The sequence below is a fragment of the Streptomyces sp. CNX435 genome (assembly GCF_059570575.1).
Genome location: NZ_JCANTA010000009.1, coordinates 133,066 through 157,657 on the forward strand (window position 1 = coordinate 133,066; position 24,592 = coordinate 157,657).

The following is a 24,592-nucleotide window of genomic DNA, read 5'->3' on the forward strand; positions in this document are numbered from 1 at the left end:
CGCCACCCGGCGCGGTCGCGGGCTCCGGCCCACATCCGGCCCCGCGTACCCCCTGACCAACCGCCCGGCCGGGGCTAGATTCGAATCATGGTGGACACGGTGCGCGAGATCGAGCGGAAGTACGAGGCCACGGCGGGCAGACGCGAACTGCCCCCGCTGCCCGACCTGACGGGTGTCGACGGCGTCGCGGCGGTGATCGACCAGGGCACCGTCCGGCTCGATGCCGTCTACTACGACACCGCGAGCCGCCGGCTGGCGGCCGACGGCATCACCCTGCGCCGCCGCACCGGCGGCGACGACGCGGGCTGGCACCTGAAGCTGCCGGTGGCCCCCGGCGTACGCGACGAGGTCCGCGCCCCGCTCGGCGAGGGCATCCCGCGCCGCCTGACGGCCCTGGTCCGCTCCCGCGTCCGCGATGCCGAGCTGGCGCCCGTCGTCCGGATCCGCTCGGAGCGGGACGTCCACCACCTGCTCGACGCGGACGGCGAACCGGTCGCGGAGGTCTCCGTCGACCGGGTGACGGCGGAGCGCCCGGAGACGGGGGCGACGGCCGGGTGGGCCGAGGTGGAGGTGGAGCTGGGCGCCGGGCGCGACCCGGCGGTGCTGGACGCGGTGGAGGCGGCGCTGACCGGAACCGGGCTGCAGCGGTCGGCGGCGGCGTCGAAGCTGGCGCGCGCGCTGGCGGAGACGGACGAGAAGCCGGGGAAGCCGGGGAAGGGCGACAAGAAGGCCGGGAGCAGGAAGAAGACCAAGGGCGGCAAGGGCGGCAAGGGCGGCAAGGGCGGTAAGAAGAAGCCCGCAGGGAAGAAGCCCGCCGGGAAGACGCCCCCGAAGGCCGTCGAACCTGCCGCCCGCCCCGCCGGCGAACTCGTCCTCGACTACGTACGCGCCCAGGTCACCGCCCTCGTAACGCTGGACCCCGCCGTCCGCCGCGACCAGCCCGACGCCGTCCACCAGATGAGGGTCGCCAGCCGCCGCCTGCGCAGCACGTTCCGCAGCTTCCGCGCCGTGCTCGACCGCACCCGCACCGACCCCGTGGCCGACGAACTGCGCTGGCTGGCCGGCGAACTCGGCGTCGACCGCGACCGCGAGGTACTCACCGAGCGCATCCACGCCGGCCTCGCCGAGCTGGAGCGCCCGCTGGTCCTCGGCCCCGTACGCGGCCGGCTGCGCACCTGGTCCACCGCCCGCCGCACCGGCTCCCGGCGCCGTATCACCGCCGTGCTCGACGGCCGCCGCTACCTCGCCCTGCTCGACGCCCTCGACGAACTCCTCGCCCACCCGCCGCTCCGCGCCGCCGCCGCCCGCCCCGCGGAGCCCGTACTCCGCAAGGCCGTCGACCGCCGGTACCGGCGCTTCGCCGACTCCCTGCAGCAGACCTTCGACCTCGCCCCCGGCCCCGACCGCGACACCGCCATCCACGCGACCCGCAAAGCCGCCAAGCGCACCCGCTACGCCGCCGAAGTAGCCCGCCCCGTCCTCGGGCGGGAGGCCAGGACCGTCACCTCGCTGATGCGGGAGGTCCAGGACCTGCTGGGCGACTACCAGGACGGCGTGCTGGCGCGCGCCGCGCTGCGCGAGATCGCGGTGCAGGCGCACGCCGCGGGCGAGCCCTCGTTCACGTACGGCGTGCTCTTCGCGCGCGAGGAGGCGCGCGCGGCCGAGCTGCGCGACCGGCTGCCGCGGCTGTCGCGGAAGCACCTCTGAGCAGCGCGAAGAGGGCCCTGCGCGGGGCTCGCGCTACGCTGGATGGTCACCCGCGTACGTACCACAGGACCGCCGAGGACAGCCTGCCCGATGACTCCCGTGCCCGCATCCACCGTCGAGTCGGTCTTCCCCCGCCTGGAAGCCCTGCTGCCGCACGTCCAGAAGCCGATCCAGTACGTCGGCGGTGAGCTGAACTCCACCGTGAAGGACTGGGACGCGGTCGACGTCCACTGGGCGCTGATGTACCCGGACGCGTACGAGGTCGGCCTGCCCAACCAGGGCGTCATGATCCTCTACGAGGTGCTGAACGAGCGGGCGGACACGCTCGCCGAGCGCACGTACAGCGTGTGGCCGGACCTGGAGGAGCTGATGCGCACGCACGACGTGCCGCAGTTCACCGTGGACGGCCACCGCCCCGTGCGCGCCTTCGACCTCCTCGGTGTCTCCTTCGCCACCGAGCTGGGCTACACCAACCTCCTCACGGCCCTCGACCTCGCCGGCATCCCGCTGGCCGCCGCCGACCGCGGCGACGGCGACCCGATCGTGGTCGCCGGCGGCCACGCCGCGTTCAACCCCGAGCCGATCGCCGACTTCGTGGACTGCGCGGTGATCGGCGACGGCGAGCAGGCGGTGCTGACGATGACCGACATCGTCAAGGCGTGGAAGGCCGAGGGCCGCCCGGGCGGGCGCGAGGAGCTGCTGCTGCGGCTGGCGAAGACGGGCGGGGTGTACGTCCCGTCGTTCTACGACGTCGAGTACCTGCCCGACGGCCGCATCGCCCGCGTCGTACCGAACCGCTCCGGCGTGCCGTGGCGGGTCTCCAAGCACACCGTCATGGACCTCGACGAGTGGCCGTACCCGAAGCAGCCGCTCGTCCCCATGGCCGAGACCGTGCACGAGCGGATGAGCGTGGAGATCTTCCGCGGCTGCACCCGCGGCTGCCGCTTCTGCCAGGCCGGCATGATCACCCGCCCGGTACGGGAGCGCAGCATCACCGGCATCGGCGAGATGGTCGACCGGGGCCTGAAGGCCACCGGCTTCGAGGAGGTCGGCCTGCTGTCGCTGTCGTCGGCCGACCACAGCGAGATCGGCGACGTCGCCAAGGGCCTCGCCGACCGCTACGAGGAGGACAAGGTCGGCCTGTCGCTCCCCTCCACCCGGGTCGACGCCTTCAACATCGACCTGGCCAACGAGCTGACGCGCAACGGCCGCCGCTCCGGCCTGACCTTCGCCCCCGAGGGCGCCACGGAACGCATCCGCAAGGTCATCAACAAGATGGTCTCCGAGGAGGACCTGATCCGCACGGTCGCCACCGCGTACGGCAACGGCTGGCGGCAGGTGAAGCTCTACTTCATGTGCGGGCTGCCCACCGAGACCGACGAGGACGTGGTGCAGATCGCGGACATGGCCGCCAAGGTCATCGCCAAGGGCCGCGAGGTCGCACGGTCCAACGACATCCGCTGCACCGTCTCCATCGGCGGCTTCGTCCCCAAGCCGCACACCCCCTTCCAGTGGGCCCCGCAGCTCTCCGCCGAGGACACCGACGCCCGCCTGGAGCAGCTGCGCGACCGCATCCGCGCCGACAAGCGCCACGGCCGCGCCATCGGCTTCCGCTACCACGACGGCAAGCCCGGCATCGTCGAGGGCCTCCTCTCCCGCGGCGACCGCCGCGTCGGCGACGTGATCCGCACCGTCTACGAGGACGGCGGCCGCTTCGACGGCTGGCGCGAGCACTTCTCGTACGAGCGCTGGATGCGCGGCGCGGAGAAGGCCCTCCCGGCGCACGGCGTGGACGTCGACTGGTACACGACGCGCGAACGCTCCTACGAGGAGGTCCTGCCCTGGGACCACCTGGACTCGGGCCTGGACAAGGAATGGCTCTGGGAGGACTGGCAGGACGCGCTCGACGAGACGGAGGTCGAGGACTGCCGCTGGACCCCCTGCTTCGACTGCGGCGTGTGCCCCCAGCTCGACACGGAGATCCAGATCGGCCCCACGGGCAAGAAGCTGCTCCCGCTGAGCGTGGTCAACGACCGGACGGGCGGAAGCGCGGACTGACGCGGGCCGGGGGTCGAGCCGGTCGACGACACCCGCACGCGCGGGCGAAAACCGGGTGGCCCCGGACTGGAATTCCGGTCCGGGGCCTTTTCCATGCCCGTGCACGGTGGCATTTCATGGTATTTCGCAGGCGCTTTTCCGCGGTGCGCCGACAATCGCATCATTGCTCCGTGCGGGGGACTTGTACGCGATTATTCGGCGTACCGTGTCGTCGGCGCCGCCGCCCTCGTTGCGAATAGCGAAGGTGGGGCTTCGGGAGAACGGCCGTCGCTTCGACGGTAAGGAAATCGCTCCGAAGACTCCGTCGCGGAAAGGATGCCAAGTGAAGTACGTCAAGTCCGCCGTGGTCCTGTGCGGTGCCGCCCTGGCGCTCGGCACTGCCGGCCCGGCGGGCGCCATCGACCCCGGGCTCACCAGCCCGGACCTGAGTCTGGACGCCGCGGCGCAGCAGGCCGTGGAGGGTCTGGTCAACCCGCCCCCGACCGAACTGGTTCAGCACAGCCTGCCGGTCGACGGGCCTCAGGTCCGAGAGCTCACCCGGCCGGTCGACGAAGCGGCGCACGAGGTCATCCAGGGCGCCCTGCCGTAGAACGCCCTGGCGCCCGCCGGCGCGGAGTCGCGTGGCGGCTCCTGAGCGGTCGGTTTCGCTCCGGACACCATCCGGTCGTCCGAACGGCGATTCCGGATAACTCACTCAAGGGTGCGGAGTTGTACAGCGTGCCCGCATCGTTGTTCCCTCAGGCGGAAAAGGAAAGAAAAAAAATCATGAGGAAGTACCTGAAGACCGCGGCGGTTGCCGTCACTCTGGTCGGCGCCTCGGCGATGGCCGCCCCGCAGGCGCTGGCCGCCGACGACACCGGCGACACCAACGCCAACGGCAACGACTCGACGCAGGCCTACGGCAACACCCGGACGGGCGGCTACATGAGCCCGAACATGGCCCTGGTCAACGGCTCGTTCAACGAGCCCTGCATCGCGCTGCCGCAGGTCGCGAAGAACGTGACCAACGTCCTCGGCGGGGCGCAGATCGGCGTGTCCGAGGTCCTGAGCCAGAACCAGAACCAGACCTGCGCCAAGAACTCCAGCGCGGACCAGGGCGACGCCCCGCTGTCCCACCTGCTGGACGACTTCCCGATCCTCTCGGGCAACGGCGCGGGCAACGAGGCCGGCTGAGTCCGCAGCACACGGGGAAATCCCGGCACCCGGCCCGGGGCGAGTCGCGTACTCGCCCCGGGCCGGGGCCTTGCACGTACGCGGGACGCGGACGACCGACCCGAGTCACGGCCCCAGGCGCACGAAGCCCCCGGCGCACGAAGCCCCAGGCGCACGAAGACGGCCCGCGGAGCGTATCCGCGGGCCGTCTTCTCCGCTCTGCCGGGCGGGTTGCGCTCAGCCGACGAGGCGCGCGACGTACGGGCCGGCCGTCGGCAGCTCCGACAGCGACGCGCCCTCGGCCAGCGGCCCGGTGACCGCGGCCGTGCTCACCGGCGGGCCGTTCTCGCCGATCGCGGTGCCGACCGAGTTGTCCAGCGGGTCGGAGCCGGTCTTGGCCAGCGGGTTGAGCTGGAGCGCGGTCAGCGGGCCGAGGGTGGTGCCCCTGGTCGTCTCCAGGCCCTGCTTGACGCCGGCCAGCGCCGCCGCGACCTCGTCGGTCTCGATCTCGTTGTCCTCGCCGACCTTCAGCTTGTGCAGCGTGTCCAGCGTCGTGCCCGTGACGTCCACGGCGCCGTCCGCGGGCGCCGCCGCGGCGGCCCCGGCGGCTCCGCCGGCCGCGAGCGCGGAGCCGGCCGCCGCCGCGACGAGGCCGGCGCGCAGCAGGGCGCGGTGCGTACGGGTCGGGATTCGGGAGGCGTGCTGGCCCATGGTCACCACCAGTGAGGAAACGACACTTTCGCGGTTATGCTTCCACAAAACCCGTGAATCCCGAAAATCCTCCCGTACGCCTCACCCTGCGCATTCGCCTCAACTGATTTGTGAATACGGTGTGACCTCCGGTTATCCGGTTGCCCGGGCGCTTCGCATCCCGTAAGCATGGCCCGATGCCGCAGCTGACCACCCCTCACGTTCGATTTCGCGCCTCCTTCGCCGACGCCATGAAGGAGTTCGAGGCCGAGGGCAGGGGCGCGGTCGGCGACGACACGTCCATCGGCCAGGACCTCCGCCGCTGGCGCCGGCGCTGGCACGACCCCGCGGTCTTCGCGTCGTACGTCGCGGGGCTGCGCGCCGAGGCCGACGAGACGATCCCGATGATCCGCCCGGGCTGGGTGCACTGCACCACCCTCTGGTACGTGGACGGGGACGCCTATCTGGGCCGGATCGCCATCCGGCACTCGCTCACCGGGTGGCTGAGGGAGCAGGGCGGCCACATCGGTTACGACGTGCGGCCGACCGCCCGGCGGCGCGGCCACGCCACCGCCATGCTGCGCGACGCGCTGCCCGTGGCCCGGGACCTGGGGCTGGCGGAAGTGCTGGTGACGTGCGATCACGACAACGTCGGGTCGCGGAAGGCCATCGAGGCCAACGGGGGCGTCTTCGAGGACCGGCGGGGCCTGAAGTTGCGGTACTGGGTCGCCACGGGGGCGGCGGAGGCGTAGCTTCGGCGGTGCCGGGGGGCACGTCCGGGGAGGCGGCGGCGGGTTCGCCGCGCGGACGAGGGGGGATGAGGGCCATGGCCCGGGAGTGGGAACGGGATCGGGAACCGGACCGGGAACGGATCGGGGAGCGGATCGGAGAACGGGACCGGGAACGGATCGGGGAACGGGACGGATCGGCGTCGGCCGTGGCCCCAGGCGGGTCCGGAGGGGGCTGTCTCGCGGTGCCGGTCCGGTGGACGGTGCTGGTCCTCGTGGTGCCGGTGCGGGCCGTGTGGGACGTGCTCGTGGCCGCCGCGAAGGGCCTCGGCGCGGCGCTGCTGTGGCTGGGGGAGTGGCTGCTGGTCGCGCCGGTGCGGTGGCTGTACGGGCATGTGCTGGCGCCGGTGGGCCGGGTCGTGGTGTGGCTGGTGCGGGCCGTTGCGGCGGCGGTGGCGTGGGTGTGGCGGTGGGTGGTCGTCGCGCCGGTGGTGTGGGTGTGGCGGTGGCTGGTCGTGGCGCCGGTGTCCTGGCTGTACTCGTACGTCCTCACCCCCCTCGGCCACGGCCTGCGCTGGCTGCTGCGCGCGCTCGTGGTCGCCCCCGCCGCCGCCGTCCACCGCTACGTCCTGCGCCCCGCCGGCACCGCCGTGACCTGGCTCTGCCGCACCGCGGTCCGCCTCGTCGCCGCGGGCGGGCGGGCGACGGGCTCGGGCGGCAGGTGGCTGGCGTACACGCTCGTGGTGGCGCCGCTGTCGTGGACGTACCGCCGGGTGCTGACGCCCGTCGGGCACGGCGCGGTGTGGACGCTGCGCCAGACCGGCCGCGGCATCGCCGCCGCGGCGCGCGGCACGGCGGCGGGGGCGGCGTGGCTGTGGCGGTGGCTGGTCGCGGCGCCGGTGCGGTGGCTGTACGGGCACGTGCTGGCGCCGGTGGGCCGGGGCGTGGTGTGGCTGGTGCGGGCCCTTGCGGCGGCGGTGGCGTGGGTGTGGCGGTGGTTGGTCGTCGCGCCGGTGGTGTGGGTGTGGCGGTGGCTGGTCGTGGCGCCGGTGTCGCTGCTCTACGCGTACGTCCTGAAGCCGGTCGGCCTCGGCGTCGCCTGGCTCGCCCGCGGGCTCGTCACCGTCGTCGGCTGGGTGCTGAGGGCACTCTTCCTGCCTTTCGTCCTCCTTTGGCGCCACCTCCTCGCTCCCGCGTGGGCCGCCGCCGGGCGCTTCACACGCTGGCTCTGGAACGCCACCGCCCGCCCCGCGGGCCGTGCCGTCCGCGACGCCTGGCGCGCCGCGCGGGACGCCGTCGCCGCGGCGCGCGCGACGGCCCGCCGCACCCGCATGGAGCTGCGCGCGGCTCTTTTCGGCGCCCCGGCGAAGCCGGCCCCCGACGCGGCGCCGCACGCCCCCGACCCGCTGCCGGAGCCGATGCCGCGCCCGCTGCCGGTGGACGCCGACGCCCCGGGGCCCGCCGTGGACCTGGCCAAGCACGAGCCGCGGCGCGGCGGCCGGCACCGCTGACCGCCGGTCCCGCAGACCCGGCGGGGGCACGTACCGCGCACGGGAAAGGCCGACGGAGCGGATCCGCCGAAGGGGCGTACACGTACCCTGGTGGCAGGACAAGCTCACGAACGAAGGACTGAACGACCCTGGGCAAGCGACAGCCCGAAGGCCCGCCGCCCGCACCCCCGGTGCAGCGCATCCGACTCCGCTACACCAAGCGCGGCCGCCTCCGGTTCAACAGCCACCGCGACTTCCAGCGCGCGTTCGAGCGGGCGCTGCGCCGGGCCGAGGTGCCCATGGCGTACTCCGCCGGCTTCACCCCGCACCCCAAGGTCTCGTACGCGAACGCCGCCCCTACGGGCACCGCGAGCGAGGCCGAGTACCTGGAGATCGCGCTCACCGAGGCCCGCGAGCCGGAAGTGCTGCGCGCACTGCTCGACGAGTCCCTGCCCGCCGGCCTCGACGTCGTCGACGCCGTCGAGGCCCGCTCCGCGGGGCTCGCCGACCGGCTGGCGGCGTCGGTGTGGGAGCTACGGCTCGACGGCGTGCCGCCCGCCACGGCAAGGGAGGCGGTCCGCGCCTTCCTCGCCGCGGAGAGAGTCGAGGTCGAACGGCAGACGAAGAAGGGGATGAGGACCTTCGACACGCGCGGTGCGGTGGCCGTGCTCGACGTGCTCCCGAACGGGGGCGATAGTCCGCAGGCGGGTCCCTGTGCGATACTGCGCCTGGTAGTGCGGCACCTGACACCTGCCGTACGACCCGACGACGTCCTGTCCGGCCTGCGAGTCGCGGCTGACCTGGCGCCGCCGGTCCCGGCAGCGGTGACCAGGCTGGCGCAGGGGCCGCTCGACGCGGAGACCGGCACGGTGACCGATCCGCTTGCGCCGGACCGCGACGATGCCAAGGCCCTCGCCGCCACACCGCAGGCCGCGAGCGGAACCCCGCCCACGGCAGGGGACGGCACCGGGTAGGGACGGTGTCGAAGCGCCGCCGGTGGACGAGGGAGCCACCCCGGGCCCGGCGGGCGCATGGACCAGCAGACTTTCGCCGGTCCGCCTAAGGAGGCGGGCCCGGCGAGCGAGACAAGAGCCCTCGCGCGGCGCATACGTCCCGGGCGGTGGCCCTGTGCACGGCACGGGCGCCGCCGCCGTACGGGGGGTGGCGCCCGGGGGCGTGACGGGAGAACCGCCCGCATGCTCGAACCGATTGAGCCTACGGAAGCAGCGCAGTCGCCTTCCGCGGGCAGCACCGGCGATGCCGAAGCCGCCACCGGCGGACCACTCGACACCCCCAGTGACCGCCTGCCCTTCCGCCGCCGGCACGCGGCGGCGGCGGAGCTGGCGGGGGAGGTGTCGCCGAGTACGTCCGCGCCGTGGGGCGGGGACGTGACGCAGAGAGCGACGGAGCCGATTGCCGGGGATCCGGTGTCGGCGATCACGAACGAGCCGTCGGGCTTCGCGCCCGCCGAGGCCGCGACCGCCGGGCCCGCGACCACCGATGCTGCGGCCAGCGAGCCCGCGGCCTCCGACCCCGCGCATGCCGGGGCCGCCGCGGAGCCGCCCGCCGACGTCGCGTCGCCGCGGCGGCGGCGGGTCGTACGGGATGCGGGTACGCCGCAGCCGACGGCCGCCGCCGAGCCCGTACGGCAGCCCGCCGCGGCCGGAGCCGCCGAGCCCGCGGCCATCCCCGCGGCCACCACAGACCACCACCACAGCACCGACGAGGGAGCCCAGACCGTGGCCGACAACGAACGAGAGGCCGACGGCGCCGACGCTTCCGCCGAATCCGGAACCCGCCGCAGGCGCCGCCGGGTGACCCGCACCGCGGGCACCCCGGCGCCCGGCACCGAGCCGGCGTCGCAGACCACGGCGCCGGAGCCGGTCGCACCGCTGGCCGCCGAGGCGGCGCCGCAGCCCGCGACGGAGGCCGTGACCGGCTCCGCAGCCGCGGAGCCCCGGCCGGAAGCGGACGCCGACGCCGCCCCCAAGAGCCGCAGGCGCCGCCGCGTCGTACGCAGCGCGGGCACACCGGAGACCGCGGAGCCGGCCGCCGCCGCGACGGCCGCCGCGCCGCCCGGCGACGCGACCCAGGCCGCACCCGCCGAAACCCCGGCGCCCGCCGAGGAGCCGGCCCCGCGCACCCGTCGCGTACGCCGCCGTACGACCACCGCCGAGGCCGCGGAGACCGTCGAGGCCGCGGAGGCCGCGGCCGGCACCGGCACCGGTTCCGGCGACCAGACCGCCGCCGCGTCCGCCGCCGGCGAGGACGCCGAACCCGTCTCGGGCACGCGGCGGCGTCGGGCCCGCCGGGTCACGGCCCCGGCCGGCGAGCCCACCCACGTCGAGCCCGCCGCGGACGCTCCGGCAGCGGCCGGCACCGCGAGCGGAGCCGGCCGGGAGCAGCCCGCCGCCGCAACCGGCACCGCCTCCTCGACCACGGACACCGACACCGACACCGCCGAGCCGGCCTCCGGCACCGGTCGCCGCCGTACCCGCCGCGTCACCGCCCCGGCGGGCGACGCCGCCGGGGCGCCCGGCGAGCAGGCCGGGGAGGCCCCCGCCGAGTCCGGCTCCGGCTCCGGCGCCCCCCGCCGCCGTACCCGCCGCACCGCCGCCTCCGGAGCCGAGCCCGGCGCCGCCGCCACCACCGGTGACCGGCCCGCGCCCGCCGACGCCGCGGCCGAGCCCGACTCCGGGCCCCGCCGCCGCACCCGCCGCGCCGCCGCCGCCGAGCCGGCCGCGGACGACACCGCCGGCCAGTTCTCCGACGGCCTCGCCGACCAGTCGGCGCCCGGCTACGGGGCCGCGCCGCTCGCGCTGTTCCAGGCGCCCGTGTTCACCGAGCCCGCGTTCCAGACGCCGCAGCGCGCCGCCGCCGAGGCGGCCGTGGAGCACGGCGAGGCCGACGAAGCCGACGACACCACCGACGAGACCGAGACCGGGCCCGGGACCGGCGTCGAGGCCGGGGCCGAAACCGGCGTCGACGGCGAGGCCGCCGACGCGGAGGACCGCGACGACCGGGACGACCACGACGACGGCGAGGACCGCGGCCGCCGCCGGCGCCGTCGCGGCGGCCGTCGCCGGCGGCGCGGCGAGGGCGCCGAGGACGGCGACCGCGGCGACGAGTCCGCCGGGGCCGACGCCGACGACACCCGCGCCGCGGGCACCGACGACGGCGAGGACACCGACGCCGACGAGTCCGGCGAACGCGCCAGGGGCGGCTCCCCGTCCGCCGGCAGCAGCACCAGCAGCCGCCGGCGCCGCCGTCGCCGTCGCCGTACCGAGGGCGCCGACGGCGCAGAGGGGGCCCCCGACGACCCGGAGCGCACCGTCGTCAAGGTCCGCGAGCCGCGCGCCAAGTCCGCGCCCAGCGACGAGGTGCAGTCCATCAAGGGCTCCACCCGCCTGGAGGCGAAGAAGCAGCGCCGCCGCGAGGGCCGCGAGCAGGGCCGCCGGCGGGTGCCGATCATCACCGAGGCCGAGTTCCTGGCCCGCCGCGAGGCGGTGGAGCGCGTCATGGTGGTGCGCCAGCACGGCGACCGTACGCAGATCGGCGTGCTGGAGGACGACGTCCTCGTCGAGCACTACGTCAACAAGGAGCAGTCGGCGTCGTACGTCGGCAACGTCTACCTCGGCAAGGTGCAGAACGTGCTGCCCTCCATGGAGGCCGCGTTCGTCGACATCGGCAAGGGCCGCAACGCCGTCCTCTACGCCGGCGAGGTCAACTTCGAGGCCCTCGGCCTCGCCCACAGCCCCCGCCGCATCGAGCACGCGCTGAAGTCCGGCCAGTCCGTCCTCGTCCAGGTCACCAAGGACCCCATCGGCCACAAGGGCGCCCGCCTGACCAGCCAGGTCTCGCTGCCCGGCCGCTACCTCGTGTACGTGCCCGAGGGCTCGATGACCGGCATCAGCCGCAAGCTGCCCGACACTGAGCGGGCCCGGCTGAAGACAATCCTTAAGAAGATCGTCCCCGAGGACGCCGGCGTCATCGTCCGTACGGCCGCCGAGGGCGCCAGCGAGGACGAGCTACGCCGGGACGTGGAGCGGCTGCAGAAGCAGTGGGAGGACATCCGTAAGAAGGCGAAGAGCGGCAACGCGCCCACGCTGCTGTACGGCGAGCCGGACATGACCGTCCGCGTCGTCCGCGACATCTTCAACGAGGACTTCTCGAAGGTCGTCGTCGAGGGCGCGAAGGCGTGGGACACCATCCACGGCTACGTCTCGTACGTGGCCCCGGACCTCGTCGAGCGGCTGTCCAAGTGGACGTCGGACGTGGACGTCTTCGCCACGTACCGGATCGACGAGCAGCTGATGAAGGCGCTGGACCGCAAGGTCTGGCTGCCGTCGGGCGGCTCGCTGGTGATCGACAGGACCGAGGCGATGGTCGTGGTCGACGTCAACACCGGCAAGTTCACCGGCCAGGGCGGCAACCTGGAGGAGACGGTCACCAGGAACAACCTGGAGGCGGCCGAGGAGATCGTGCGACAGCTGCGGCTGCGGGACCTCGGCGGCATCATCGTGATCGACTTCATCGACATGGTGCTGGAGTCCAACCGGGACCTGGTGCTGCGCCGGCTGCTGGAGTGCCTGGGCCGCGACCGTACGAAGCACCAGGTCGCGGAGGTGACGTCGCTGGGCCTGGTGCAGATGACCCGTAAGCGGGTCGGGCAGGGCCTGCTGGAGTCGTTCTCCGAGCCGTGCGCGCACTGCAGCGGGCGCGGCGTGATCGTGCACATGGACCAGGCCGCGGCAGCCGGGGCGGGCGGCGGCAAGCGCAAGAAGAAGGGCAAGGAAGCCAAGGAAGGCAAGGAAGCGAAGGACGTCAAGGAAGCGAAGGACGTCAGGGAAGGCGTCAGGGAAGGCAAGGACGCCAGGACCGCGGCCCAGCCGGGCGGCGCCCCCGCGGCGGAGCCCGTCGAGGCGGAGCGGCCCGAGGCCGGCGAGCCCGCGGAGGCGGCGCGCCCGGCCCGTACGCGGCGCCGCGTGACCCGCAAGGCGATGTCGCCGGGCGGCTCGCCGAAGGCGGCGGAGCCGGCGGGCGCAGAGCCGGCCGGTGCGGACGCGGGGGCGGGCGCGGTGCCCGTGGCCGTGGAGTCGGCGGCGGAGGGCGTGGCGGGGCCCGTGGACGCCGTGGAGCCCGCCCGGGCGCCCGAGACGGTCGCCGTGGATGCGGCCGGCGACGCCGACGCCGACAAGCCCCGTGCCCGTAAGAAGACCGCCGCCAAGCGGGCCTCCGCCAAGAAGGCCACGGCGAAGAAGGCCGCGGCCAAGAAGACGGCGAAGACCACCGCGAAGAAGGCCGCGACCAAGTCCGCCGCCACCAGGACGGCGACCAAGGCCACGACCAAGGCCACGGCGAAGAAGACGGCCAAGAAATCGGTCAAGAAGACCGCCGCCGCGGAGCAGGGCTCCCCGCCCTCGGTCTCCGTGACCACCGAGGACTGACGCCGTCCGGGCCGGTCCCGTACGCCCCTCGCCCCGCCGTCCGCCGGCGGGGCGAGGGGCGTTCTGTCCCTCTTGCCCGCGCGCTTGACATCGGCTCGTAGGGAGATCGCCGAGGTAAGCCCGAAAGGGCCCCGGGACTGCGCTTCGGCCGGTCGGGACCCGCTGTCTTCATGTGGATGGGCATATGGCCGGCGCGACTACCTGACTTAGACCAGCGAGTCTGGTTTAGCGGACCATCGCGTATGCTGGCCGGAGTGTGGGGGAGGGCCGTCGCGGCGCAGGGCCGTGGCCACCACGTTCAGCCGCCCATCACAACGACGAGGATGCCGACCTGATGAAGACCTATGTGATCACCGGTGGCACCGACGGTATCGGTGCGGCTGTGGCCCGCACGCTGTTCCGCCGGGGTGACCGGGCTGTGGTGGTCGGGACCAATCCGGAGAAGGGCGAACGACTCGTGGCCGAGGCCGCCTCGGCGCCGGGAAGCGCGGCGTTCGTCAGGGCCGACCTCAGCCTGGTCTCGGACACACGCCGCACTGTCGACATGCTCGCCGAGGAGTACCCGGCCATCGACGGCGTGGTGCTGTGCGCGCGGTTCATGCGGTCTCACCGGTCGGTGACCGCTGACGGATTCGAGGACAACTTCGCGCTGTTCTACCTCAGCCGCCTGCTGTTCAGCTACGGGCTGCTCGGCGCGCTGGAGAAGACGGACCGGCCGGTGATCGTGAACGTCGCCGGCCCCGGCCACGACACGCCGGTGGCCTGGGACGATCTGCAGAGCGCCCGACAGTACGACCTGGTGCACGCGATGTTCATGACCGGACGCCTGAACGATCTGCTCGGTGTGAGCTTCGCCGAGCGGCACGGTGGAGGTCCAGTGCGCTATGTGCTCTTCCATCCAGGCACCACGGCGACCAGTTACGCGGGGGAGTTCGATTCGCAGACCGCGGCCTACCTCCAGCAGCAGCGGATGACGGCGAAACCCGCAAGCGGCGTGGTCCCACCGCTGCTGCGGCTGCTCGACCATCCGCCGGCGCCGCCGTTGACCGCATTCCACCTGTCCACCGAGCTGAACGTGCACACCGAGCTGTTCTCCGCACCGGACGCGGAACGACTGTCCCGCCTCACCGACGAACTGCTCGCCCGGGTGGTGACCGCATGAGTGGGGCCCTCGCCGCGCGCGGCCGGATCGACAAGCGGCAGGCCATCCTGGACGCCGCGTTCGCTGTTTTCGCCCGAGAGGGATACGCCCAGGCAGGCGTGGACGTGATCGCAGCACAAGCCGGCGCGGCAAAGGCCACCGTGTACAGCCACTTCGGCGACAAGGAGAACCTGCTTCGCGAGGCCATCGCCGCCTCCGCAGACCAGGCGCTGGCCGAGAACCTCGCCGCGGTCGACCGGCTCACCGACCGCGGCCACGACCTCCGCGCAACCCTGGAACGGGTCGGCCTCCGGCTGCTCCAGTGCTACTGCGACGACCGATCCTGGGCGCTACGCCGACTGCTCTCCGCAGAGATCAACCAGTTCCCCGAACTACTCGACACCCACACGCGCGCGGTCGACCGCGTCACCGAAGCCCTGGCCGACCGACTCGCGCGCCTCACCGTCACCGGGCACCTGCACACCCCGGACCCGCTCCTGGCGGCCGAACAGTTCTTCGCCCTGCTGACCGGCCCCGTGGACAAACGAGCACGCCTCGGCACTCGCCAGGTCCCCACCACCGAACTGCGCACCCTCGCACGCGCCGCGGTCCACACCTTCCTCCAGGCATTCACTCCGAAGCCGGCCGCAACCATGTAGTAGCCGTGGGATGCACAGGTCGTTAATGAGACCGGTGCGGGGACGTTGTGGGTCGTCCCATAGGTGACGTCGTCGACGCGTGTTACCGGCTCCTGGTGGCTGAGGGTGGCCGGGTGGCCTTGTCCAGGATGCGGCGGAGGGCGGCGATGTCCCGGTCGTCGAGGCGGGAGCCGATGAGTTCGCGCCTGTCGCCCGTGCGGTCGCTCGCCACGGCGACAGCCTGGCAGTCGTCTGGTTCGACGCCCAGGCGGACCTCAACACCCCCGACACATCTCCCTCGGGGGGCTTCCACGGAATGGTGCTGCGCACCCTGCTCGGCCAGGGGCCGTCACAACTGTTGCCCAGGCCGGAGGAGCGCCTCTCCACCCGGCAGATCGTGCTCGCGGGCGCTCGTGCCCTCGATTCCGCGGAGCTGGACTTCATCGCGTCCGAAGGAATCCGAGTTCTGTCCGTTCAGGCTCTTCGGGACCCGGGCCAACTGGTTTCTGCGGTGGCAGGTACAGGAGCCAGCCACGTCTACATCCACCTGGACCTGGACGTGCTGGACCCCGAGCACTTCACCAGCCTGTCTTGCCCGGAAACCGGAGGTCTGCACCCCGACCAGCTGCGCGCCGCCCTGTCCGCGCTGACCAAACGCTTCAACTTCGCCGGCATGGGGGTCACGGAGTATGCCCCCGCCGCCGACTCAGTCAGCAGTGACCACGTCCTCCAAAAGATCCTCGACGGCATGGCTTTCCAGTAGCGACAGTCTGCACCGGTTCAGTCACCGTCCTCCTGCCGTACCTGAGCCAACACACCGTTGATCCATCACGTTCAGGCCCTCCTCGACCTCCCGCTGAAGCTCCCGCAGCCGCAGGTAGCGGGCCACGAAGATGGTCTTCTGGGCGCGGCCGACATCCAGCATCGCCGCGTAGGTGGGGTGGGAGGCGTTGCGGGTGACGCCCCGCAAGATCACCGCCGTTTGCGGCTGGTGACAGCATTCTTACCGGCACCCCGAGTCGCCTGTGTCAGGGCGTGAAGACCCTGCCCCAGGACGGCGAGCGCCCGCTCCGCCAGACCGGTTTGACCAGGCGGTCAAGGGGCCCGTAACCTTGAACGCCGGTGTGTCTGCAAGGCACGCCAGGCTCCTGAGCAACTCCCTCCTGAAACCTCCTCGTGAGCGTCGGGAGAGGCCGCTCATCCCATGTGCCCCACCCGGGCGGCTGGCATCAGGGGTCTCCGTCGCGACTGAGAAAGAGAGCTGAAGCGCGTGTACGCGATCGTGCGCACGGGCGGCCGCCAGCAGAAGGTTTCTGTGGGCGACGTCATCGAGGTTGACCGGATGTCCAGCAAGAGCGTCGGCGACAGCGTCGAGCTCTCCGCTCTGCTCGTCGTCGACGGCGAGACCGTGACCAGCGACCCCTGGGTCCTGGACGGCGTGAAGGTCCAGGCCGAGGTCGTGGACCACCACAAGGGCGACAAGATCGACATCCTGAAGTACAAGAACAAGACCGGTTATCGCAAGCGGATCGGTCACCGCCAGCTGCACACCGCGCTGAAGATCACCGAGATTCCGGCGCCGGCCGCGAAGTAAGGACTGAGGAGAGATGGCACACAAGAAGGGCGCATCGTCCACTCGGAACGGTCGCGACTCCAACTCCCAGCGGCTCGGCGTCAAGCGCTTCGGCGGTCAGGTCGTCGGCGCCGGCGAGATCATCATCCGCCAGCGCGGCACCAAGTTCCACGCCGGCACGGGCGTGGGCCGCGGAGGCGACGACACGCTGTTCGCGCTGATCCCCGGCTCGGTGCAGTTCGGCACCAGCCGCGGGCGCAGGGTCGTGAACATCGTCCCGGCCGCCGAGTAACACCGGCTCCGGACACCACACACCTGATCCGAGGGCGGTCCGCCGCTCCGCACGTGCCACGGACGACGTGCGGAAGCAGGGCCGCCCTCGGCGCGTTCCAACGACGTCGTACGGCACGAGCGTCCCGTACGGCGCCGACGACCCGTGACGCACGACGCTCCTCACCGCCGGGAGGCACACCCTCATGACCACCTTCGTGGACCGCGTCACCCTGCACGTGGCCGCGGGCAACGGGGGACACGGCTGCGCCTCCGTACACCGCGAGAAGTTCCGGCCCCTCGGCGGCCCCGACGGCGGCAACGGCGGCCACGGCGGGGACGTGATCCTCACCGTCGACCAGAACATCACCACCCTGATCGACTACCACCACACCCCCCACCGCAAGGCCACCAACGGCAAGCCGGGCGAGGGCGGTGACCGCGCGGGCGCCAACGGCAAGGACCTGGTCCTGTCGGTGCCGGACGGTACGGTCGTCCTCACCGGGGACGGCGAGGTCCTCGCCGACCTCGTCGGGCAGGGCACCACCTTCGTCGCCGCCCAGGGCGGGCGCGGCGGCCTGGGCAACGCGGCGCTCGCCTCCCAGCGCCGCAAGGCCCCCGGCTTCGCGCTGCTCGGCGAGCCGGGCGCCGCGCGCGACATCGTGCTGGAGCTGAAGACCGTCGCCGACGTGGCGCTCGTCGGCTACCCGAGCGCCGGGAAGTCGTCCCTGATCAGCGTCCTGTCCGCGGCCAAGCCCAAGATCGCCGACTATCCCTTCACCACCCTCGTGCCCAACCTCGGCGTCGTCACCGCCGGCGCCGTGACGTACACGATCGCCGACGTCCCCGGCCTCATCCCCGGCGCCAGCGAGGGCCGCGGCCTGGGGCTGGCGTTCCTGCGGCACGTCGAGCGCTGCTCGGTGCTCGTGCACGTGCTGGACACCGCGACCCTGGAGTGCGACCGCGATCCGGTCAGCGACCTCGACGTCATCGAGGAGGAACTGCGCGCGTACGGCGGCCTGGACGACCGGCCGCGCGTGGTGGTCCTCAACAAGATCGACATCCCCGACGGCCACGACCTGGCCGAGATGGTGCGCCCGGACCTGGAGGAGCGCGGCTTCACGGTCTACGAGGTCTCCGCGGTCGCGCGTACGGGCCTGAAGGAGCTGTCGTACGGGCTCGCCGGCATCGTCGCCGCGGCGCGCGCGGCGCGGCCCAGGCAGGAGCCGACCCGGATCGTCATCCGCCCGCATGCCGTCGACGAGGCCGGCTTCACCGTCGCCCGCGAGGGCGGCGACGGGGACGGGGCGCTGTTCCGTATCACCGGCGAGAAGCCGGAGCGCTGGGTGCGGCAGACCGATTTCGGCAACGACGAGGCCGTCGGCTACCTCGGCGACCGGCTGAACCGGCTGGGCGTGGAGGACAGGCTGCGCAAGGCCGGGGCGAAGCCCGGCGACGACGTCGTCATCGGCGCCGGCGAGGACGCCGTCGTCTTCGACTGGGAGCCCGCCATGGCGTCCGGCGCCGAGATGCTGGGCCGGCGCGGCGAGGACCATCGCTTCGACGCCCCGCGCCCGGCCGTGCAGCGCCGCCGGGAGCGGGAGGCGGAGCGTGCGGAGGAGGAGTACGAGGACTTCGATCCCTTCGCGTGACGCGTACGCGTGACGCGCGTGCCCCGTAGCACGTGACACGGAACGACGACGGCGGCGGCCCGCGGGATGTGCTCCCGCGGGCCGCCGCCGTTCACGCCTCCAGGTCCGGGTCCGCCTCCGGGTCGAAGGCCGCCGCCGCCGCTGTCGCCGCGGCTGCGTCCTCGTTCTCGTCCGGCAACGGATCCGGGTCGGGGACGCGGCCTAGACGCCGGCCGGCTCCTCCGGCTCCAGCTCCAGCTCCTCGGCCGCGTCCCCACGTGGTGAAGGGATATCGGACTCCCCTCGCGCCTCTATGCGCGCCGCGCGCGCGTCCGCCCTGGCGCACAGCGCCACCGCGGCGGCGTTGAAGCGCACCAGCGACGGCGGGTCGGAGGGCCCGAGCAGGTGCTCCTTCAGCTCGGCGCGGGCCCGTACCAGGGTGTCGTGCTCCGGTTCGCGGACGGCCCGCAGCAGGGCGGGGATCTGCTCCGCCTCCGGCGCGAGGACGGTGCCGGCCCGCACGGTCGGGAACTCCGCCTTGAAGCCCTCCTCGGTCAGGCCGCTGGTGTTGGCGACCGCGTACGGCTTCTCACTGGTCAGGTAGTCCGAGATGACGCTGGACACATCGCTGATCAGCACGTCCGCGACGTTGAAGCAGGCGTAGATGCCGGGGCGGGAGTCGGTGATGATCTGGTGCTCCCAGTCGGGCAGCGAGGCCCAGTACGCCTCCTCCCAGGCGGCGGTCGCGGCCTGTACGGCCTCCGCCCGGCCGGCCTCGGGGGAGGACTGCATGAGCATGCGCTCGACCTCGTCGGCGCCGGTACGGAAGGACGTGGTGGCCAGCGCGTCCAGCTCCACCTGCATCCGGACCAGTTCGGCGGCGGCCTCCGGGCCGGGCCGCTCGGCGCCCCGGTCGTCGCCGCCGCCGGCTGCCGCGGCGACCATCGCGGCGTTCGCCTCGGCGATCATGGCCTGCATCCGCTTGTTGGCCTCGCCCGCGCGCGGGTCGACCGAGCCGGTCAGCGGGTGCGGCTTGTAGAGCAGCCGCACCTTGGGGTCGGCGAGCAGCTCGCGCACGATGTTCTCGCCGGCCAGCACGACGGAGGTGTTGCCGGGGTTGCCGTCCCAGCCCTCCCAGGTGGGGGCGTACAGCACGGTGGTCAGGCCGTCGGCGGGCGGCGGGCCGGCGTACGGCCGGATCGGCGCGAGCTGGGGGCGGCCGACCTCCACGACGTCGCGGTCGTCGACGCCGATGTCGGCGAGCTGGTAGCGCTCGCGGGCGGCGGGGCCGGCGACCCACACCTCGTCGTACGCCTTGGCGTACGGGTTGCAGCTGGACAGCTTGTCGCTCTCGCCGTGGTTGGTGAAGGCGTGCTTGATCGTGGGGATGCGCAGTACCTGCGAGGTCTTCCCGGAGTTCGCCGGGTGCAGCAGCATCTTCAGCGTCGAGTGCTCCAGCACCATCAGGTCGGCGACCTTCGGCAGGCACACGATCGGCACGTCGGTGGCGGTGATCTTCTGCACCATGAAGCGTTCGCGGAGCACGATCAGCGGCTTGCCGTCGAGCGCGGCCAGCGTGGAGACCCACATGTTGGCCTGGTACGCGGACGTGGCGCCGCCGGAGAAGTAGAGGCCGACGGTCGGGCCGTACCCCTGCAGCCATTCGGCGAACCACTCGCGGACCCGCTCGTCGTCGGCGGTGCGCTTGCCGGGCAGCAGCCAGGTCGCCAGATACAGCGCGCCGCCCGCGCTCAGCGCCAGCGAGACGGCGAGGCCCAGCACGCCCCACAGCGCGTCCGCGGTGGCGGCGGTGGTGAGCAGCCCGACCGTCACCGGCACGGAGAGGTACAGCAGCCGGTGGCTGGAGCGGCGGGCGAGGATCCGCGGCGGCGCGGGCGCCAGGCCCAGCGCGGAGACGTCGACGTTGCGGGTGACGACCGGCAGGGTGCGGTCCCGGCGCACCATGATCGTGACGCCCTGGATGACGAAGTGCAGCAGGTACGTCGACAGCAGCATGACCGTCAGCGGCGACTGCTCCTTCAGCGGCTCGATGCCGTCGATCTGCAGCAGGCCGAAGAGGATGAGCATGTCGCGCAGCAGCTGGCGGACCATGACGTCGAAGCGGACTCTGCTGAGCAGGGAGAGCAGCCCGGGCTGCTGGTGCTGCAGGTAGAGGTCGAGGGCGAGGCCGCCCGCGGCCGCGATGACGAGCAGGGGCACGTTGGGCTTGAGCGCGCCGATGAGCTGCGCGCAATACGCTGCTAGTAGCGCTGCCAGCGCCATGAGCTGCACGGCGCGACGGGGGGCGATACCGGCGAAAGGCACGGTGCTGACTCCTGGCAGGAACGTCGTGAGGGATGTTCCCGTGAACCGCGTGGTTCCGGGGGTGATACGGAGTTGACCCCAGACCGTATGACGGTCATGGGCCAGGAGACAATTCTCCACCCGGTATGGGCCGCCAATCGGGCCCAAATGCGCGTAGCGGGCCTTGTCGTCCTTTTCGTTTGTGGGACCGGCGGAAATGCCCGTAGGCGCACCGGGTGTCCGAACCGTGGGACGGCGCGGCCGGGCGGCCCGGCGGTGGCGTAGGTTCGCAGTTCCGTACGGACGGGCCGCAGGCCGGGAAAGCGCAGGGGTACAGGTGGCAGGGGCGAGTCGGGAAGCCGCGGCGAGGGCCCGCAGGGTGGTCGTGAAGGTGGGGTCGTCCTCGCTGACCACCGCGGCCGGAGGGCTGGACGCGGACCGGGTCGACGCGCTGGTGGACGCGCTCGCCAAGCACGGCGACCGGGAGATCGTGCTGGTCAGCTCCGGGGCCATCGCCGCCGGGCTGGCGCCGCTCGGCCTCGGCAAGCGGCCCCGCGACCTGGCCCGGCAGCAGGCGGCGGCCAGCGTCGGGCAGGGGCTGCTGATGGCCCGCTACACCGCCTCGTACGCCCGCTACGGCAAGCGCGTCGGGCAGGTGCTGCTGACCACCGACGACATGAGCCGCCGCACCCACTACCGCAACGCGCAGCGCACTCTGGAGCAGCTGTTCGCCATGGGCGCCGTGCCCGTCGTCAACGAGAACGACACCGTGGCGACCGAGGAGATCCGCTTCGGCGACAACGACCGCCTCGCCGCCCTCGTCGCCCATCTGGCCCGCGCCGACCTCCTGGTCCTCCTCTCCGACGTGGACGGCCTCTACGACGGCCTGCCCACCGCCCCCGGCACCTCCCGCATCGCCGAGGTACGCGACCGGAGCGAGCTGGCCGGCGTCCGGCTCGGCCCCGCGGGGCGGGCCGGGGTGGGCACGGGCGGCATGGTGACCAAGGTGGAGGCCGCCCGGATCGCCACCGGCGAGGGCGTGCCCGTCGTGCTGACCTCCGCCGTGCACGCCGACGCGGCGCTGACCGGGCAGCTCACGGGCACGTACTTCCACCCCACCGGGCGGCGCGCCCGCGGCCGGCTGCTGTGGCTGGCGCACGCATCGACCCCGCAGGGGGCGCTGGTGCTGGACGACGGCGCGGTACGGGCCGTCACCGAGCGGCGCACGTCGCTGCTGCCGGCGGGGATCAAGGAGGTGGAGGGCAGGTTCATCGCGGGCGACCCGGTGGAGCTGCGGGACACCGCGGGGCGGGCGGTCGCCCGCGGCCTCGTCGCCTTCGACGCCGAGGAGCTGCCGCGGCTGCTGGGCCGTTCCACCCGCGAGCTGGCCAGGGAGCTGGGGCCGGCGTACGAGCGCGAGGTTGTGCACCGGGACGACCTCGTGGTGCTCGACACGTGACGTGCGGGACCCCCTTGCGTCAGTGCGGCACGTGACGCGCGAGGGGTGACGCACCCCGCGTGAGACCGGCGCGCGGCGCGCGGAAAAACGCGGTTGGACCAGAGACCTTGGGTAAAAGCACCACGGGCGGGCGCGTCGGCTGGTCAACTTTGTTGTATGGGGCTGCCGCGGCGTGCAGCCCGTTGCAGACTCGTATTCAGGAGGCCGCCCGTGACACAAGGGCGTCCAGGGGCGCTGCCCCGGGGAACGGCACAGCGGACGCTGACCAGCGTCAGGGGGATCGGAGGTGTGCGTACGGGCACGGCGGAAGAGCCGGCGGACGGCGAGGGGCCCGACGCGGACGGTGCCCACCGGCTGTGGCACGTCACGCTGAGCGTCGCCGGCCCCGAGGCCCCGCTGAAGGAGATCAGGCGCGGCCTGGAGCGGCTGGCACACGACCACCCCTTCCTGCTGACCAGCCGCTACGCCAACGATCACGCCGAGATCCGCTACTGGGAAGAGGCCCGCGACCTGCACGACGCGGCGGCCGTGGCGCTGCGGCTCTGGGGGGAGCACCGGGCGTCGGCACAGCTGCCGCCGTGGGAGATCGTCGGCCTGGAGGTGATCGCGCGGGAGACGTACCACCAGCGCATCGCCGACGGATACGGGCCGGCTCCGGCGGTCCCGGTGGGGGTGCACCCGTTCTGAGCGGCTGAGGCGGAGGGTTTTCCGGGGCGTCGCGGGTCCGTACGGGGGGGGCGTACGACCCGGCGCGTGCGACGGGCTCACGCCCTGGGGCGGCTACCCGCGTACGCGCACGGGGCGCCGCGCGGGAGTACGCACCTGTCCGTGCCGACGTCTCGCGGAGTGATACGGCCTGTCCGCGATGTCGGCGCCGGCGGCTACGCTGCTCGGCATGAGCAGCGAAACCCAGTCCCTGGTCCGCGAGGCCGCCCAGCGTGCGCGCACGGCGGCGGCGATGATCGCCCCGCTGCCGCGGGCGGCCAAGGACGGCGCCCTGCTGGCCGTCGCCGACGCGCTGCGGGCGCGCGCCGCGGAGGTCGTCGCGGCCAACGCCGAGGACGTCGCCCGGGCCCGGGCCGACGGGGTCTCCGACGCGATGGTGGACCGGCTGACGCTGACCGAGGAGCGGATCGCCGGCATCGCCTCCGACGTCCGGGACGTCGCCGGGCTGCCGGACCCGGTCGGCGAGGTGGTCCGCGGCTCCACGCTGCCGAACGGGCTGGAGCTGCGCCAACTGCGGGTGCCGCTCGGCGTCGTCGGCATCATCTACGAGGGCCGGCCCAACGTCACCGTGGACGCCGCCGCGCTCTGCCTCAAGTCGGGCAACGCGGTGCTGCTGCGCGGCTCCTCCTCTGCGTACGCCTCGAACGCCGCGCTCGTCGCCGTGCTGCGCGACGCCCTCGCCGCCGCCGGGCTGCCGCCGGACGCGGTGCGGCTGGTGCCCGGGCAGAGCCGGGAGTCGGTGCACGAGCTGATGCGCGCCCGCGGCCTGGTCGACGTGCTGATCCCGCGCGGCGGCGCCGGCCTCATCCGTACCGTCGTCGAGGAGTCCACGGTCCCGGTGATCGAGACCGGCACGGGCAACTGCCATGTGTACGTGGACGAGCACGCCGACCTCGACCTCGCCGAGAAGATCCTCGTCAACTCCAAGGCGCAGCGGCCCAGCGTGTGCAACGCCGCCGAGACCGTCCTGGTGCACCAGGCCGTCGCCGACGTCTTCCTGCCCCGCGCCCTCGCGGCCCTGGGGGCCGCGGGCGTCACCGTGCACGGTGACGACGCCTGGGTGAAGGCGGGCGCCGCGGCCGGCGTGCACGTGCCGCTCGCCGACGACGCCGACTGGGCCACGGAGTACCTGTCGTACGACATCGCCGCGGCGGTGGTCCGCTCCCTGGACGACGCCGTGGGGCACATCCGCCGCTGGTCCTCCGGGCACACCGAGGCGATCGTCACCCGCGACACCGGCGCGGCCCGCCGCTTCACCGCCCTCGTGGACTCCGCGGCGGTCATGGTCAACGCCTCCACCCGGTTCACCGACGGCGCGGAGTTCGGCTTCGGCGCGGAGATCGGCATCTCCACGCAGAAGCTGCACGCGCGCGGCCCGATGGGGCTGCCGGAGCTGACGTCGACGAAGTACGTCGTCACGGGCGACGGTCAGCTGAAGGGCGGGTAGCGGGCCGGTAGCCGGTCGCCCCGCCGCCGGCGGGCCCTGGGCCCCGCCGTGGGGCCACAGCGGCGGCGCCGGGGCCGTGAGAGGCCGCTCAGCGGCTTTCCCGGGCCTTTCCCGGGGCGTTCCCCGGGCTT

General features: G+C 73.3%; 20 protein-coding genes and 1 pseudogene. 17 read left to right on the forward strand and 4 right to left on the reverse strand.

Annotation, left to right across the window (positions count from 1 at the left end; genetic code table 11):
* The first annotated feature begins 87 nt into the window (after positions 1–87).
* The 4 genes from T328_RS17405 (at position 88) to T328_RS17420 (ending at position 4,938) form a co-directional block, all read left to right on the forward strand.
* The gene (locus T328_RS17405; RefSeq protein WP_496496978.1) at positions 88–1,707 is read left to right on the forward strand and encodes a CYTH and CHAD domain-containing protein; all 1,620 of its coding nucleotides are present in this window, start codon (positions 88–90) and stop codon (positions 1,705–1,707) included.
* A 90-nt stretch (positions 1,708–1,797) separates the two neighbouring features.
* On the forward strand, positions 1,798–3,765 hold the full coding sequence (locus T328_RS17410) for a TIGR03960 family B12-binding radical SAM protein (protein ID WP_496496979.1): 1,968 nt from the start codon (positions 1,798–1,800) through the stop codon (positions 3,763–3,765).
* Positions 3,766–4,087: 322 nt separating this feature from the next.
* A complete protein-coding gene (locus T328_RS17415; RefSeq protein WP_496496980.1) occupies positions 4,088–4,354 on the forward strand; it encodes a hypothetical protein in 267 nt (88 codons plus the stop codon).
* A gap of 176 nt (positions 4,355–4,530) precedes the next feature.
* A complete protein-coding gene (locus tag T328_RS17420; RefSeq protein ID WP_496496981.1) occupies positions 4,531–4,938 on the forward strand; it encodes a rodlin in 408 nt (135 codons plus the stop codon).
* A 216-nt stretch (positions 4,939–5,154) separates the two neighbouring features.
* On the opposite strand, the gene T328_RS17425 is transcribed toward T328_RS17420, so the two are convergent.
* Positions 5,155–5,628, reverse strand: a complete 474-nt coding sequence (locus T328_RS17425) for a hypothetical protein (protein ID WP_496496982.1) — start codon at positions 5,626–5,628, stop codon at positions 5,155–5,157.
* A 176-nt stretch (positions 5,629–5,804) separates the two neighbouring features.
* Here T328_RS17425 and T328_RS17430 point away from each other — a divergent pair, with 176 nt between their 5' ends.
* The 6 genes from T328_RS17430 (at position 5,805) to T328_RS17455 (ending at position 15,072) form a co-directional block, all read left to right on the forward strand.
* A complete protein-coding gene (locus tag T328_RS17430; protein WP_496496983.1) occupies positions 5,805–6,359 on the forward strand; it encodes a GNAT family N-acetyltransferase in 555 nt (184 codons plus the stop codon).
* A gap of 221 nt (positions 6,360–6,580) precedes the next feature.
* The gene (locus tag T328_RS17435; protein WP_496496984.1) at positions 6,581–7,846 is read left to right on the forward strand and encodes a hypothetical protein; all 1,266 of its coding nucleotides are present in this window, start codon (positions 6,581–6,583) and stop codon (positions 7,844–7,846) included.
* A gap of 170 nt (positions 7,847–8,016) precedes the next feature.
* Positions 8,017–8,799, forward strand: coding sequence for a TIGR03936 family radical SAM-associated protein (locus T328_RS17440; protein ID WP_496496985.1), 783 nt, complete (start codon positions 8,017–8,019; stop codon positions 8,797–8,799).
* 222 nt (positions 8,800–9,021) lie between these two features.
* Positions 9,022–13,272, forward strand: coding sequence for an Rne/Rng family ribonuclease (locus tag T328_RS17445; RefSeq protein ID WP_496496986.1), 4,251 nt, complete (start codon positions 9,022–9,024; stop codon positions 13,270–13,272).
* A gap of 334 nt (positions 13,273–13,606) precedes the next feature.
* Complete coding sequence (locus tag T328_RS17450; protein WP_496496987.1) at positions 13,607–14,434, forward strand: SDR family NAD(P)-dependent oxidoreductase; 828 nt, start codon at positions 13,607–13,609, stop codon at positions 14,432–14,434.
* Positions 14,431–15,072: a TetR/AcrR family transcriptional regulator gene (locus tag T328_RS17455; RefSeq protein WP_496496988.1), complete on the forward strand. Its 642-nt coding sequence runs from the start codon at positions 14,431–14,433 to the stop codon at positions 15,070–15,072. Before T328_RS17450 ends, T328_RS17455 begins: the two co-directional genes overlap by 4 nt.
* Positions 15,073–15,154: 82 nt before the next feature.
* Here T328_RS17455 and T328_RS17460 read toward each other — a convergent pair whose 3' ends face one another.
* Positions 15,155–15,283 (reverse strand): hypothetical protein, encoded by a 129-nt coding sequence (locus T328_RS17460; protein ID WP_496496989.1) that lies wholly within the window; start codon positions 15,281–15,283, stop codon positions 15,155–15,157.
* Here T328_RS17460 and T328_RS17465 point away from each other — a divergent pair.
* A pseudogene (locus T328_RS17465) lies at positions 15,275–15,814 on the forward strand (arginase family protein); the annotation flags it as partial. The gene T328_RS17460 and the pseudogene T328_RS17465 overlap by 9 nt on opposite strands.
* Positions 15,815–15,835: 21 nt before the next feature.
* On the opposite strand, the gene T328_RS17470 reads toward T328_RS17465, so the two are convergent.
* Complete coding sequence (locus tag T328_RS17470; protein ID WP_496496990.1) at positions 15,836–16,027, reverse strand: Tn3 family transposase; 192 nt, start codon at positions 16,025–16,027, stop codon at positions 15,836–15,838.
* Positions 16,028–16,321: 294 nt separating this feature from the next.
* Between T328_RS17470 and rplU the strand changes: the two genes are divergently transcribed.
* The 3 genes from rplU (at position 16,322) to obgE (ending at position 18,546) form a co-directional block, all read left to right on the forward strand.
* Positions 16,322–16,645 carry a 50S ribosomal protein L21 gene (gene rplU / locus T328_RS17475; RefSeq protein ID WP_027770103.1) on the forward strand — a complete coding sequence of 108 codons (324 nt, stop codon included), beginning with the start codon at positions 16,322–16,324 and terminating at the stop codon, positions 16,643–16,645.
* Positions 16,646–16,658: 13 nt separating this feature from the next.
* Positions 16,659–16,916, forward strand: coding sequence for a 50S ribosomal protein L27 (gene rpmA, locus T328_RS17480; protein ID WP_496496991.1), 258 nt, complete (start codon positions 16,659–16,661; stop codon positions 16,914–16,916).
* 184 nt (positions 16,917–17,100) lie between these two features.
* Entirely contained in the window at positions 17,101–18,546 is a 1,446-nt protein-coding gene (gene obgE, locus T328_RS17485; protein ID WP_496496992.1) for a GTPase ObgE, read from the forward strand.
* A 201-nt stretch (positions 18,547–18,747) separates the two neighbouring features.
* Here obgE and T328_RS17490 read toward each other — a convergent pair whose 3' ends face one another.
* The gene (locus T328_RS17490) at positions 18,748–20,850 is read right to left on the reverse strand and encodes a hypothetical protein (RefSeq protein WP_496496993.1); all 2,103 of its coding nucleotides are present in this window, start codon (positions 20,848–20,850) and stop codon (positions 18,748–18,750) included.
* A 364-nt stretch (positions 20,851–21,214) separates the two neighbouring features.
* Between T328_RS17490 and proB the strand changes: the two genes are divergently transcribed.
* The 3 genes from proB to T328_RS17505 all read left to right on the forward strand — a co-directional run bounded on the left by proB (position 21,215) and on the right by T328_RS17505 (position 24,461).
* Positions 21,215–22,288, forward strand: a complete 1,074-nt coding sequence (gene proB / locus T328_RS17495) for a glutamate 5-kinase (protein WP_496496994.1) — start codon at positions 21,215–21,217, stop codon at positions 22,286–22,288.
* Positions 22,289–22,498: 210 nt separating this feature from the next.
* On the forward strand, positions 22,499–22,975 hold the full coding sequence (locus T328_RS17500; protein WP_496496995.1) for a DUF8830 family protein: 477 nt from the start codon (positions 22,499–22,501) through the stop codon (positions 22,973–22,975).
* A 208-nt stretch (positions 22,976–23,183) separates the two neighbouring features.
* Positions 23,184–24,461: a glutamate-5-semialdehyde dehydrogenase gene (locus tag T328_RS17505; RefSeq protein ID WP_496496996.1), complete on the forward strand. Its 1,278-nt coding sequence runs from the start codon at positions 23,184–23,186 to the stop codon at positions 24,459–24,461.
* Positions 24,462–24,592: the final 131 nt, after the last annotated feature.